Origin of the sequence: Rothia sp. CCM 9416 (assembly GCF_048513535.1) — a bacterium.
Lineage (GTDB): Bacteria > Actinomycetota > Actinomycetes > Actinomycetales > Micrococcaceae > Rothia.
Genome location: NZ_JBLXXR010000001.1, coordinates 1 through 13,002, shown reverse-complemented (window position 1 = coordinate 13,002; position 13,002 = coordinate 1). Strand labels below are relative to the sequence as shown.

The window sequence follows — 13,002 nt, the reverse complement described above, 5'->3', positions numbered from 1 at the left end:
AGCCGGTTATAGAACTCAACTGTGCGTAATAGTTGTGTAACAGCTAGGATTGTCTGCGGTTGCTACCGTTGGTGGGGCCTGACCACGGGGGAAGTTTTTCCGTATGCCGATGGTTATGTTTGGGGTGCGTGCCGGTTGGTGCGCTTTTACGCTAAAGAAGGTTCATGTGAGCTCTCCGCATCAAGCTGGTTCTTTACCCCCGGCTTCTCAGAAGCTGGCGAGGTCCTTGCGGCCGCGTCACCTGTCGATGATTGCCCTGGGCGGGGCGATTGGGGCTGGTTTGTTGGTGGCTTCGAGTACGGCCATTGTGACTGCTGGTCCGGCGGTTATTTTGACCTATCTTTTGGCTGGTGGTGTGCTGGTTTTGGTCATGCGGATGCTGGGTGAGATGTCGGCCCGGACTCCTGAGACGGGGTCGTTTTCAGTGTATGCGCGACGTTTTATTGGCCCGTGGGCTGGTTTTTCTGTGGGTTGGCTGTACTGGTGGTTTTGGTCGGTGACGGTGGCGATTGAGGCTACGGCGGCGGCTCAGATTGTGACGGCGTGGCTGCCTGCTTTGCCCCAATGGTTGCTTGCACTGGTGTTTGTGCTGGCTTTTATGGGGTTGAATCTGCTGTCGGTGCGTTCTTACGGTGAGGCTGAGTTCTGGTTTTCGTCCATTAAGGTGGGAGCTATCGCCGTCATTATTGTGGTGGGGGTTCTTGCCCTGCTGGGGATTATTCCCAGTTCCACAGCTTCTTGGGGTAATTACTCGGCTTCTGGTGGGTTCTTCCCTCACGGTGGGGGTGCCGTGTTTGCGGCCCTGCTGGCGGTTATTTTTTCGATGTTTGGGGCTGAGATTGCCACGGTGGCGGCTGGGGAGTCGAGTAACCCAGCGGTTGCGGTGACTAAGGCTGTGCGTTCGGTGATGTTCCGGGTCCTCTTCTTCTATGTGGGGTCTATGGCGGTTACCCTGCTGGTGATTCCGTGGACGGCTGTGACAGGTGGTGTTTCGCCTTTCGTGACCATGTTTGAGGTGCTGGGTATTCCCTGGGCTGGTTTGGTCATGAATGTTGTGGTGTTGACTGCCTTGTTGTCTTGTTTGAACGCTAGCCTGTATGCGGCGTCCCGCATGGTCTTTGCTTTGGCGGAACAGGGCGATGCTCCGGCAACCTTCTCCCAGGTATCGAGCACCAGGGCCCCGCAGAACGCTATTGTGCTCTCTTCTCTCATTGGGTTGGCCTCGGTTCTGCTCAACTATTTCATGCCGGATCAGGTCTTTGCGCTGCTGGTGAATTCAACCGGTGGGGTAGGCATTTTTGTGTGGTTGATTGTGGCTGTCTCCCACCTGCGGAGCCGCCGTTTGCTCCCTGCCCGGAGTGAGCAAAGTGCTCTGTACTCCCCCGGCTGGCCCTGGGTCAACTACCTGCTGGTTTCGGCCCTGGTGGCCCTGCTAATTTATATGGGGGTTACGGAGGCGCACAGGCTAGAGGTGCTTATTTCGCTGGCTGTGGCGCTGACTCTGTCGCTGATTGGTTTTCGGGTGCATACGGGTGGCCCAGAGAACGGTATAAAATAGCCAGATTTTTTGGGGACAAATAGTGGGGACAGAACCCAGGCGTACGGAGGATACTGGGGAGTAACCCCTGGTCGGTAGAAGCACCTTGTCCCCATATATGGTGGGACGTTCAGGCTTTTGACAGAGAACCCCCATGTCACCTGCATACCTACTGGCTATAGTGATGGTAAAGCAGACCTGCGGTTGGTCTTCCCACTCTCTACCGCCGGTAGCTCTTCCCACCTGTCCCTGCTGTTTGGAGGCTCCCTATGACTCAACAGACCGATTCTTGCCCCTCATCTGCCCTGTACCAAAAAATTGCCAGAATTTCTGCCCGCTTGGAGCAGGTCACCCCGCAGTTCGATGGGGCTGTTTCTGTTATTTCTCCTGCTCACCGCGCTGAAAGTGATGAGCAGAGCGCCAAGCCCTGGGGCAAGGCATCCTAGGTTTGATGAGCTATCACCAGCTCATATTGGCGTGGGGCAGGTCTTGTTGAAGACCTGCCCCACTTTTTCTGCCTAATGCTGGCGGGAGTCCTCATCAGCGAGCTTGGCTAGCATGTCGTTGTAGGCATTGAGCTCCGCGTTGCCGTCGCGGTCGGCTTGACGGTCCACACGGCGCTGGACTTTCTTGTCGTTCATTGACCATTGGACAGCCACAGATACGGCAATCACCATGGTTGGTATTTCGCCAATTGCCCACATGAGTGAGCCACCTAGCTGTTGGTCCTCGATAGCCGATAGACCCCAGGGCCGCCCTAGGTTCCCGAACCAGGAGGCTTGAAGGAGGGTATCCATTTGCATGATGGCGATCCCTACAAAGGCGTGGTAACCCAGGGTCGCGATGATCAGCAGAAGTCGCATGAGGTGGGCTGGGCGGTAGGGGATGGGGTCGATCCCGATGAGCACCAGGCTAAAGATGTAGCCGGTAATCAGGAAGTGAATCAGCATAAATTCGTGGCCTACATGGTAGCGGAGCATGACCCCGAAGAGCGGGGTAAAGTAGACAACCACAATGGAGCCAGCAAAATTCACCGCCGCGAAGATGGGGTGGGTGATGACCTTTGACCAGCCGGAGTGAACCAGTCGCAGGATCCATTCGCGGGGGCCGCGGGTGCCGTCCTGCCGTGGCTCTAGAGCGCGCAGGAGCAGGGTAATGGGGGCTCCGAGCACCAGGAAGATAGGGCAGACCATGGTCAGGAACATGTGCTCAACCATGTGTGCTGAGAAAAGTACACGGGCGTAGACCGTCAGGGCACCAGAGGTGATGTAGAGCAGGATAAAAAGCCCGAAGAACCAGGATAGGGTACGCCCGATGGGCCATTTACCGCCCACACGGCGAACTTTGAGCAGTGCCCATAGGTAGGAAAAACCTGCGCAAGAGATGAAAGCGACCCAGAACCAGTCAAAGCGCCACTGGGTGAACCACTCGGCTACATGGGGTTCGGGGGGCATGTCGTAGAGGGTGATGATGCGGACCGGTTCCGCACCGGTGGGCAGGGTTTCTGGGGCAGGTGGCGGGGTACGTGAGAGGGAAACGGCTAGACCGCTGGTGATGCCCATGAGTACCAGCTCGCACAGGATGGCTGACCAGATGCCGCGTGCCGCCCCCAGGTTTCCTGCCTGCATCTGGGGTATCAGGCGCAGGCGGTGGATAGCGCCCAAGGCACCCAATGCCAGGGTCAGGGTGAGCTTGGCCAGTACCAAGGCACCGTAGGTGGTAGTGAAAAGTTCACCTAGGTGGTTGAGCCGTACCAGGGCGTTCACCATACCGGAGAGTAAAACCAGAATAAAGCCAAAGAGCGCAAGAGTTGAATAACGGCGTAGAACAGCAAGGGCCAGTGGTGCCCTGCGTGAGGTGGCGGTTTCTTGCCCGCGTTTGGTTTCTACCAGGGTGCCGCTACCGGCGTCCTTTGCTGAAATTGTGCGGCAGATGTAGGCCAGGGTGATGAGCCCGCCGCACCAGAGCACCACGCCGAGTAGGTGCAGTCCCAGAGAGTTCACAGCTCCCATGTGGTCATCACCGCCAGAAGAGTGACCGCCCAGGGCCATGGTGACAATTCCTATCAGGGAAAGGCCAAAGGTTAGGAGTAGGCCGGTCAGGGACCGCACAGCAAAAACCAGGGTAGCGACGACTGCCGCAACCACAATCATGGTGGCCTTTTCTTTACCCGAGTCGATGGTGGTCATGAAGCTGATCAGCTCGGAGGTGTAGTCTGCACTCCCTGAGGGGGCACGGCCCGAGATATCTGCATAGCTAAAAATCAGTACCGCGATAGCGGTCAGGGTCCAGGTAACCGAGGCCGCTGAGGCCAGGTTCATGATCGCGATGAAGGCCGGGTGCTCTGGACGGTGCAGGTTCTTTTCACGCTGGCGGGCAGTAGATGCATGGGCCATGTTGACATTGACCCGCCCCCGCGCAGAGTCGAGGAACCGAGGAACCAGCCCCAGAGCAAACAGCAGGGCACCCATGGTCGTGGCCATAGCAAAGTTTTGAACTGTCTCAGCTACGGGTAGGCCCCAGCGCACTACCGGGCCAGCATCGGCCAGGTCGGTGCCGGTGTTAATACCGGTCACCGCCATGCTAATCACCAGGGCCACGAGGGCTACAACAGGGAAAGCCCAAATCAAGTTTCCAGCAAGCCCCTCCCCTGTGCCTGCCGGTCGAATCCGGCCTGCGGTAGGTGAGCTGTAGGATCCCCGCGATTCCTTGCCTGTCTTCTGCGCTGTCATGGTGTGTGTCCTGCCTTCTCTCTCAAGCTAAGTCTGCCTGGGGGGGTGGTTTAGCGGAAAAGGCTCTCGCCGATAAACCCGCCTTCGGAGCACCCGGCGGGCAGGGCAAAGACCGCAGACCCGATCGGAACGGTCCAGGTGTTGAGCATATCCAGTTCAGCCAGCCGTTGCTGAATGGGAAGGAACTGGGTCAGGGGGTTAGCCTGGTAAGAGCAGAAGATGAGGCCCGATGAGCTGACCCCGCCCTCTGCTTGGTGGTGCTCAGAGAAGCCTGAGGCGTTCTGGACTGGCTCGTCGTAGTTGTAGCCCCGGCGGAGTATCTGTTCCACCCGTTTTTGGGGCGCAGCCCTGCGAATGTGGGCGTAGGGCGCAATGACGGTGAAGCCCATGTCGTTAGTTGCCGACAGGTCAGCGGGGTCACGTTCCTGGGTGCCGGTTAGGGGCGCGCCGTTGGTGAGGTTGCGCCCGATAGCGTCCTCGCGGGCAGGACGATCCGCCTGGTCCCAGGTATCCAGGTTCATGTGAATACGTCGAATCACCAGGGAGGCCCCGCCCTCTTCCCAGGGGCTCAGTTCCTCGTGATTACCCCAGACAAAGGAGTCCATAGAGCCGTCCTGGGCGGATGGATTGATGGTGCCGTCCACCTGCCCAAAGAGGTTGCGCATGGTCTGGCCTTGGTTTTGGCTGCCGTAGGCGCGGCGGAAGCCCTCCTGAACCCAGCGTACCGACCCGAAAGTACGAATGTTCTTGAGCAGGACGCGCTGGGCATGGGCTAGGGTAAAACGGTCGTCACTGCACAGTTGGAGCAGTAAATCACCGTCCTTCCAGCGGTCTTGGAGCTGATCAATCTGCTCAAAAACGGGCAGGGGTTTGAGCCAGTCCGGTTTCTTTTCTGGGGCAACGATGTCAAAGATGCGTTCGCCAAAGCCGAAAGTGACCGTCAGGTTGGCAGGAACCAGAGCTAGCTCTGGTTCCTGATCGGTCAGGGGTGCGGTCCCCCCGGTCAGGCGGGCCGCATCAGCGGTAAGAATCCGCAGTAAGCGGCGCACACCCTCGCGGTCTAGTCCGCTGTTGAGGTCAATAGCGATAAAAGAGGCGTAGCTGGGGGCTGGCGTGTCGATGCCAGCCTGTCGGGGTCCATAAAAGGGAACCTGTGCGCTCTGAAGCGGCGCTGTAGTTTCGGCCTGGTTCTCTGTCTGCTGGGCACCGGCGTACTGGCTGGCAAGGGTAGCGGCAACACCCGTTCCCGCGCCCAGGGCCCCGGTTAGAGCTAGTCGACGGTCTATACCCCGGGGTTCTGGTGAGTCTTGGCTTGTCTTGTAGCTGGCGTCGTCCTGTGCCTTATCTGCGCCGCCCAGGGCCCGTTCTAAGTCCTCATTAAATGAGCTACTCATGGTGTTTTCCTTTGGTGGTACCTGCCCCGGTAACGCGGTGCGGAACCGGGGCAGGTCAGTAGCTAGCGTGAGCTAGCTAGGGTTGGGTTAGGCGCACTGTGGCAGGGTTGCTTCTGCGCTTGCGGTGCCGGAGGTGTCCATGGAGTGCATGGAGTGCATGGAGTGGTCGGTGGAGTCGCCCATGGTTTCAGCAGCAGGGCTTGTTGCCTGACCGGGAGCGTATTCTTCCTTAGCTCCACTGTAGTCACGGACCTCGGCGTCAAAGCTGTATTCACCAGCTGAGGTTTCCAGAGTGATGGTGTCACTTGCACCGGCAACCAGTGAGCACTTCATGCCCATGAGCATGATGTGGTCGCTACCGGGTGCCAGTTCCAGGGTTGCGCCGGGTTCAATGGTGAAGCCACCCTCTACTTTCTTCATGGTGCTGGTTCCGGTAGCAGAGTCGATGACGGTGGTGTGAAGCTCCACCATACCCGCAGCGCTGCTCCGGGCACCGGTGATAGTGATGGGCTGGTCGCCGGTATTGGTGATGCGGGCAAAGGCACCGGTCATATCGCTGGTATTGGCTTTGATCCAGCTTTCTTCTGCGACCAGGCCGGTTTGGCTGGTGGCGCTGGGAGCGGCACTGGCGGCAGATGAGCTTGCAGTAGCGGTGGCGCTACCGGTGGCAGCGGTCTGGTCTGATGAGCCGCAGGCGGTCAGAGCGAGCAGGGCGACAGCTGCCAGGGCAGCAGGGCGGTAAATCTTATGTGATGACATAGTGAAATCTTCTTTGTTTAAAAGTTGGTGGGTTTACTTGCGCTTAGTTTTAGCGAGTACGACGGTCAGGGCAGTACCAAGTGCGGCTGCCGCAACCACAGCAAGAACAATTTTCATGGGGGTCGAGAGCCCCTCTGTTGCTGAGGCTACAGGGTCAGATGCAGCGACGTTCGATGCCGCTGAGCTACTGGGATTGGTAGCAGTGACAGTTGACCCAGCATCTGTGCTTGCGCCCTGACCCACATCGTAGGTGAGGGTTCCCTGGATCGGGTGACCGTCGGATGAGACCACACGCCAGGCAACGGTGTAGGTCTCGTCCTCATCACCTGCTGTCAGGCCCTGGGTTACGCTTGTTCCCTTAACCTGAGGGTCACCCTGGGTAACGTCTTCCCCGGCTGCGTTGGTCACACGTACCTGGTTGGCACCGTCCATCTGCATGATGTTGCCGCTAAAGGTGAGTTCTAGCTGGCGGGGAGCTTGGGACAGGCTAGAGCCGTCCGCAGGGTTCGTGGAGATAAGCTCGTCATGGGCCGTCGCGGCGCTTATTCCCAGCAGGCTGGTACCTGCCAAAGTGGCTACCGCTAAGAAAGCACGAGCTGTTGTTGAGGCTGTATGAGCCTTGGTCATTATTGTTCCTTGCTATCGCATCGATACATAAGTTGTTAGGGGTGCATAGCAAGAGCGGGCGGGCCGCGCGTCAGCCGGCAGGTGCCCAGGGTAGCGCCCCTTATTGAGCCTGGGCGCTGGAAACCGGGGATGTGGTGTTTGGCGGGCAAGAAGCCGCGCAGATGGAAAGGGGTGAAAAATCTCTGTGCCGCTTTGAGCAGAGCCCTGAGCAGGGAGTACATCTGCTCACCATAGGCCAGCACAGCGTAGGTGGCTAGAGCAGCACAGAGGTGCCCAAACCACATGGCTAGGCTCTGAGGCTCGGCATGAAGGGCGCTGACCTGCAGTTGCGCGCCGTGGATGTGGCTCGTATGTACTTGACTGCCGGCCGTCAGGGTAGCCGACTGGCTGTGGCTGTATAGCCCGTGAAGTAGGCCCTGTCCGGCTAGTACACCAGTAGCCAAACTGAACTGACTGAGTTTGACCCGTGTAGCCCCTAGCGTCAGGAGAGCAGCCAGGGAGGTAGCCAGAGCAAGAATCAGGGGGTTGGGCAAGTGCCCGCCGGCAAGCAGGTGAGAGCTTGCGCCGAAGCCAGTGGCTGCGCAGGCAACGAACCAGGCGCGTATGAGCTGACGCTGGCGCATAGTTTCTCCCCTCCCTCATGCTGTAGGTCAGAAGATTAAAGCTTTGGTCCCAATCTTCTGCGGTGGCCTACCCCGGAGAAAAATTTATCTACGATCCTAGGAACACCCGGGGTTACAGGCTTATTATCTCACAGGCTAGTGGTCTCAGGCCCCTCGGCTTGGTCCTGATTATAGTTTGAGAAAGCAAAAGGGCCACCCCGTACTCGGGGTGGCCCTTTTCAAAGTCTGCTCAAGAATTTACTTCTTGGAGGAGACTGCTGCCTTCAACTTTGAACCAGCGGTCAGCTTGACGCCGTGACCAGCAGGAATCTGAATGGTTTCGCCGGTCTGGGGGTTGCGACCGGTACGAGCTGCACGGTCAGTGCGCTCAATGGCCATCCAGCCGGGGATGGTGATTTTCTCGCCCTTAGCAACAGATGCTTCAAAGACCTGGAACAGTGCGTCAAGGACGCCGTTCACTGCAGCCTGGCTGGTGCCGGCCTTCTCTGCTACCTCTGCTACGAGTTCGCTACGGTTCTTAGCCATGGAATGCTCCTCCTGAGACTTTACAAAAAGTGAGTGGCTTGGGTTAGCCCTTTCACAAGGCTAACCGTATCAGCTACAGATTACCAGCTTGACTTGGTAACACCGGGTAGCTCGCCACGGTGTGCCATCTCGCGGAAGCGGACACGCGAAATGCCGAACTTCTGGAAGGTGCCACGGGGGCGGCCATCGATCTGGTCGCGGTTACGAAGACGAACGGGTGAAGCGTTGCGGGGTAGCTTCTGGAGACCCAGGCGGGCTGCTTCGCGCTCTTCGGGGGTTGCGTTTTCGTCAACCAGGGTCTTCTTCAGTTCCAGACGCTTTTCAGCGTAGCGTGCAACGATGACCTTGCGCTGCTCGTTGCGAGCAATCTTGGACTTCTTAGCCATTGTTTAGCGCTCCTCTCGGAAGTCAACGTGCTTACGGACAACGGGATCGTACTTCTTGAGAACCATACGATCGGGGTTGTTACGGCGGTTCTTACGGGTAACGTAAGTAAAGCCGGTGCCCGCAGTGGACTTAAGTTTGATGATAGGACGAACGTCCTTAGCCTTTGATGCCATGTTTAGATCTTCTCTCCGCGTGCAAGAATGTCAGCAACTACTGCGTCGATACCACGTGCGTCGATCACCTTGATGCCCTTTGCAGAGACGTTCAGGGTTACGTTGCGACGAAGTGAGGGTACGTAGTACTTCTTCTTCTGCACGTTCGGATCGAAACGACGCTTGTTGCGGCGATGCGAGTGCGAAATGCTGTGTCCAAAGCCGGGAACAGCTCCGGTCACCTGGCAGACAGCTGCCATAGTTTTCTCCTCCAAATGTTGACGAAATGACGGTACGCAGTTGGCGCTTACCAGCCGAAGCCGATAATCAGCAATGGGCGTCCCGTCACCTAATAGGTAGAGCACCGGGTTATTCTCCAAGGCTAGAGTGTTTGAGACTCATCTTCGGGTGAGAGGCCGAAGTGAATCCCCGCCGCGGGAAAAACGGTGAAGCTTAGGCGAACGAGAGGTGTTGCCACCACTACGAACAGCCTTAAAGTCTAGGTAATTACGGGAAACCACGCAAGCTCAGACCCCAATAAAAAGCTTGCGACAGCCGGTGCTGGGCTACCTGCTCCGGTCTTCGCAAGCTTAATCCTCGGGCCCAAATTTGCGCTTGAACCTTCCGTCAATTCTACCGTTTATTTAACTTTTCGCAAGTCATTTCAGGCTTTAATCGGCACTCTCAGGTTCTTTATGCGCGTTTTAAAACTCGCGCTCTCACAAGGGCAAGAAGCTAAATTACACGTGTGTAATCTTGAGTGTGACGTTAACTTCTTAACTCTTTTAATCCTTTAAGGGAGCTGTTAATCTACCTTCTACCCCTCTTCGGGGAGCGCATCAAAGCGGGTCCATTCGGGGTATTTGGGTGCGATGTTGTCGCCGGAACTTGTTCCGCGCAGACGGCGGCCGATCCAGGGCACCACAAATTCACGGGCCCACTTTGCATTCGCCAGCGCCTCCTGGGCGCGGGTCTGAGGCATTGATTCGGGTACGACGGGGTCACCAATACGGATGTTCTCGGCGCTCAGGGTTTCCAGTGCCCGGCGGGCAACCAGAGTATGGCCAGCAGGGTTCATATGGAGGCGGTCCGGTGCCCAGTACCTCAGATCTCTCAGCTCGCGCATACGCCAGTAATCGACGATAGCCACGCCCCGGTCCTCTGCGACTTCACGCAAGAGCTCGTTGAAGAGCGCCACACGGGCCCGGTTGCCGCTAAAGAAGCCCTTGGGTCCGGGGTCAAAACCGGTCATGGTAAAGACCTCAATATTTTCGTCGCGCAGGGTTTTGAAGGCCGCATCATAATGTTGGATGAGGGCGTCAACATCGAAGCCTGGGCGGAGTGAATCGTTGCCGCCCCCAATCAGGCTGACCAGGTTAGGTTTAAGCTCAAGGGCGGGTTCTAGCTGCTCTTCAATGATGGGCACGAGCAGGCGGCCCCTGATTGCCAGGTTAGCGTAGAGAGCCTGGGGGTCAGCCAGCATAAACTGTTCAGCCACCCGGTCGGTCCAGCCGCGTACACCGTTGGGGCGGTCGGGGGCATCGTCGCCTACGCCTTCGCTCAGAGAGTCGCCCAGTGCTACATAGCGGATACTTTCGTCGCGGCCAAGAATGGACATCATGGGTGTGCCTCTCAGGTGTAAATGCTCAGTACACCCGCCACTTTACTCCTTTTTGCAGAGATGCAAAGAACTCTTGCCCGTGATATCAGTCCCCTGGCTTTCTGCTATCCCCTGCCTCCATTGGCGCTCCAAGGATTTTACGAGTCTGAGAGCTCTCTGCTCTTGCCCATTTCCTTACCCTGTATCCAGTAGGCGTGCACGTACATAAAGTCTTTGGGTATTTTAGCTTCTTTGAGTAGGTAGCGACGGGTGGGTAACAAGACTTTTGCTTCGCAGACTAGGTGGGGGTACCAGCCCTTCCAGTCTGTGCTTTGAGCTTTCTCTAGCAAGGTTTCAGCGCTGGGTTGGATCCACTCAATCGTGATGTTCTGATGGTGGCGTAGCGGGATTTGGTGGTGGCTGGGTTGCCAGTCTAGCAACCAGACTTTGAGTGGGAAGCTGTCTGCCAGCTGGTCTGCCAGAGCATTGACGTAGGGTATGCCTGCTGCGTCTGCCACAAAGATGAAGCCTTCAGGCTTGTTTGGGGGGAGGGAGAAGGGGCTTGAGCCGTAGTAGGAGGCTTCAAAACGGTCACCGGCAACGGCAGTTTCTGCCCACCGGCTGGCTGGGCCGGCGGGTTGGTGTAGAAGAAAGAGGAGGGTGAATTCGCCGGCTTTGGGGTCGATGTCGATCATGGTGTAGCCACGCATGACTTCTTTGGCGGGGTGGTCTGGGTCTGGGAACCAGCAGCGCAGGTATTCCCCTTCAGCCGGGGTGTAGGTTCTGAGGAACTCTGGGGAGGATATTCGTAAGGCTTTCATGGTAGGGCTGTGCATCCAGGTTTTAGTGACGGTGCAGGGGAGGTCTTCTGCCCGTAGGAGTTTCAAAATTGCCCCGTTAATGCCCCTGCCCATTGCGGCGCCCCTTCCTTAGCCTGTCTTTAGATTGAGCTGGTTACAAGTCCAGCCTGTTCTCATTCTGTATTTCTTAGGCTACCCTAACTTAGCCGAGGAGTTTAGTAGATCAGGGAGCAGTTTCCGAGCGCGCGAGGAAAAAAACTGCGACCGAATGGTCACCGGTTGATGGTGCACTCTTCGGTCGCAGTCTTAATCTCTATTTCAGAGCCCCCTACCGGATTCGAACCAGATGAGGGAGCAGTTTCCGAGCGCGCGAGGAAAAAAAACTGCGACCGAATGGTCACCGGTTGATGGTGCACTCTTCGGTCGCAGTCTTAATCTCTATTTCAGAGCCCCCTACCGGATTCGAACCGGTGACCCCCTGTTTACAAGACAGGTGCTCTGGCCAGCTGAGCTAAGGAGGCAACGACATCCTAGTATACCGGATATTACTCTTATACGCATATCTGGTAGGAGCTTGGGGTCTTGCTTCTAGCCTTCTAAGCCTCAGCGAATAACTTGGGTTGAGGATGCCGTCAGGATGGGGCTAAGTTTGCCAGCTATTCGCTGATCTTCTTATCGGTGATTTTCTGGTTGATCCACTGGGAGAAGTCAGCGCTGGTAGCGTTGTAGAGGTCTCCGTCTGCGAAGATCGTGGGGGTTCCGCTAATACCGTTGCTTGCAGATTCTAGGGTGACAGTGTTGATGAAAGGGCGCCAGGTGTTGTTGGCGACATCGTCCTTAACATCTGCCCCGTACTTGGAGGCAATATCAACCAGTTCTTCGTTGGAGAGGCCACCTGTGCCCTGGTGGGAGAAGATTTCGCGTTGGAAGTCTAGGTACTTGTCGGCCGAAACCTGGTTAGCTACCGAGTAGGCTGCGTTATTGGCTCGTGAGGAGTAGTAGGTGGGGCTGTGGGCGTCCAAGAAGGTCAGGTTACGGATTTCTAGGGTAATCTTGCCACTATCTACTAGCTGCTGAATTTCGTCACCGTAGGTGCTCTCAAAGTCTGCACAGTGGACGCAGTCAAAGTCCTGGAAAATGGTTAGTCGGACGGGTTGCCCATTGTCTTTTGCTTGATCTGGCAGGGCCACACCCAGGGGCATAGCTGTCTCTTTACCATCAATACTGGTGTAGGTCGCCTCCGACTTGCCGAGGTCCTGGCTGTCCCGACTTTCCTCAGCGCTTGTACCTTGGACGATTCCGTCTTTGGTAAGCACAATGCCACCGTACTGGTTTGCAGAGGTGGGGACAGGCCCTGCTTCAGGAATTTTGTTACGGTTGCCGTTGATTACAACAACTGCAACGATAGCGATGATAAGGGCAATAACACCGAGTACGGTGAACTGGATCCAGCGAGTGGATGACTTAGCAGATTTCTTAGCCTGTTGGGCTGCCAGCTGGCGGGCCTTCTCACGGGCATCTGCTGCAGAGCTTGTCTTGGACACAGCTATGCTCGCTTTCTGTATAGGTTTCTGATGTTTTAAGCCTACCTTGCTTTGGAGCCGATAGTCCCCTAACCTCCGCCCTAGGCTACTTTCCTATGAAAATATTGGGTTAGTATCAGCCGGTTGTGAGCTGGAAGGTTTAGCTAGCTGTTCGGACAGCTGAGAACAGCCGTCCTTCTTAGAGACAAGCTGTACCAAGGTCAGGGCGGTGACAGCCTGTGGAAGGCCATTGCGTGTGGTTCTTGCCAGCCTGAGCTTCTGAGTGGCACTCGGCATGGTAGGGCAAGCCTTCAATAAGCTCACAGCATGTAACTCTTTAAAG

14 protein-coding genes and 1 tRNA gene are annotated in these 13,002 nt (G+C 56.8%); 2 read left to right on the top strand and 13 right to left on the bottom strand.

Features of this window, described 5'->3' with window-relative positions; genetic code table 11:
- Window positions 1-166: 166 nt before the first annotated feature.
- Both ACN080_RS00075 and ACN080_RS00070 read left to right on the top strand, forming a co-directional pair.
- Window positions 167-1,558 (top strand): amino acid permease, encoded by a 1,392-nt coding sequence (locus ACN080_RS00075; RefSeq protein ID WP_419112727.1) that lies wholly within the window; start codon window positions 167-169, stop codon window positions 1,556-1,558.
- A gap of 248 nt (window positions 1,559-1,806) precedes the next feature.
- Window positions 1,807-1,983 carry a hypothetical protein gene (locus tag ACN080_RS00070; protein ID WP_419099983.1) on the top strand — a complete coding sequence of 59 codons (177 nt, stop codon included), beginning with the start codon at window positions 1,807-1,809 and terminating at the stop codon, window positions 1,981-1,983.
- A 72-nt stretch (window positions 1,984-2,055) separates the two neighbouring features.
- Here ACN080_RS00070 and ACN080_RS00065 read toward each other — a convergent pair whose 3' ends face one another.
- The 13 genes from ACN080_RS00065 to ACN080_RS00005 all read right to left on the bottom strand — a co-directional run bounded on the left by ACN080_RS00065 (window position 2,056) and on the right by ACN080_RS00005 (window position 12,680).
- Window positions 2,056-4,269 (bottom strand): cytochrome c oxidase assembly protein, encoded by a 2,214-nt coding sequence (locus ACN080_RS00065; RefSeq protein WP_419112726.1) that lies wholly within the window; start codon window positions 4,267-4,269, stop codon window positions 2,056-2,058.
- A 50-nt stretch (window positions 4,270-4,319) separates the two neighbouring features.
- Window positions 4,320-5,663, bottom strand: a complete 1,344-nt coding sequence (locus ACN080_RS00060) for a Dyp-type peroxidase (protein ID WP_419111215.1) — start codon at window positions 5,661-5,663, stop codon at window positions 4,320-4,322.
- Window positions 5,664-5,750: 87 nt separating this feature from the next.
- On the bottom strand, window positions 5,751-6,422 hold the full coding sequence (locus tag ACN080_RS00055) for a copper chaperone PCu(A)C (protein ID WP_419105451.1): 672 nt from the start codon (window positions 6,420-6,422) through the stop codon (window positions 5,751-5,753).
- 33 nt (window positions 6,423-6,455) lie between these two features.
- Window positions 6,456-7,049, bottom strand: a complete 594-nt coding sequence (locus ACN080_RS00050) for a copper resistance CopC family protein (RefSeq protein ID WP_419112513.1) — start codon at window positions 7,047-7,049, stop codon at window positions 6,456-6,458.
- Between the two features lie 35 nt (window positions 7,050-7,084).
- A complete protein-coding gene (locus ACN080_RS00045; RefSeq protein ID WP_419105452.1) occupies window positions 7,085-7,672 on the bottom strand; it encodes a hypothetical protein in 588 nt (195 codons plus the stop codon).
- Window positions 7,673-7,909: 237 nt separating this feature from the next.
- Window positions 7,910-8,197, bottom strand: a complete 288-nt coding sequence (locus ACN080_RS00040; RefSeq protein WP_419099989.1) for an HU family DNA-binding protein — start codon at window positions 8,195-8,197, stop codon at window positions 7,910-7,912.
- An 80-nt stretch (window positions 8,198-8,277) separates the two neighbouring features.
- Window positions 8,278-8,583 (bottom strand): 30S ribosomal protein S14, encoded by a 306-nt coding sequence (gene rpsN / locus ACN080_RS00035; protein WP_419099990.1) that lies wholly within the window; start codon window positions 8,581-8,583, stop codon window positions 8,278-8,280.
- A gap of 3 nt (window positions 8,584-8,586) precedes the next feature.
- Window positions 8,587-8,757: a 50S ribosomal protein L33 gene (gene rpmG / locus ACN080_RS00030; protein WP_185173514.1), complete on the bottom strand. Its 171-nt coding sequence runs from the start codon at window positions 8,755-8,757 to the stop codon at window positions 8,587-8,589.
- 2 nt (window positions 8,758-8,759) lie between these two features.
- Entirely contained in the window at window positions 8,760-8,996 is a 237-nt protein-coding gene (rpmB, locus tag ACN080_RS00025; RefSeq protein WP_083090534.1) for a 50S ribosomal protein L28, read from the bottom strand.
- A 557-nt stretch (window positions 8,997-9,553) separates the two neighbouring features.
- On the bottom strand, window positions 9,554-10,357 hold the full coding sequence (locus tag ACN080_RS00020; RefSeq protein ID WP_419112725.1) for an SGNH/GDSL hydrolase family protein: 804 nt from the start codon (window positions 10,355-10,357) through the stop codon (window positions 9,554-9,556).
- Between the two features lie 137 nt (window positions 10,358-10,494).
- Window positions 10,495-11,250 carry a siderophore-interacting protein gene (locus tag ACN080_RS00015; RefSeq protein ID WP_419111210.1) on the bottom strand — a complete coding sequence of 252 codons (756 nt, stop codon included), beginning with the start codon at window positions 11,248-11,250 and terminating at the stop codon, window positions 10,495-10,497.
- A 333-nt stretch (window positions 11,251-11,583) separates the two neighbouring features.
- Window positions 11,584-11,657, bottom strand: a tRNA-Thr gene (locus ACN080_RS00010).
- A gap of 135 nt (window positions 11,658-11,792) precedes the next feature.
- On the bottom strand, window positions 11,793-12,680 hold the full coding sequence (locus tag ACN080_RS00005) for a DsbA family protein (protein WP_419111201.1): 888 nt from the start codon (window positions 12,678-12,680) through the stop codon (window positions 11,793-11,795).
- Between the last annotated feature and the right edge of the window lie 322 nt (window positions 12,681-13,002).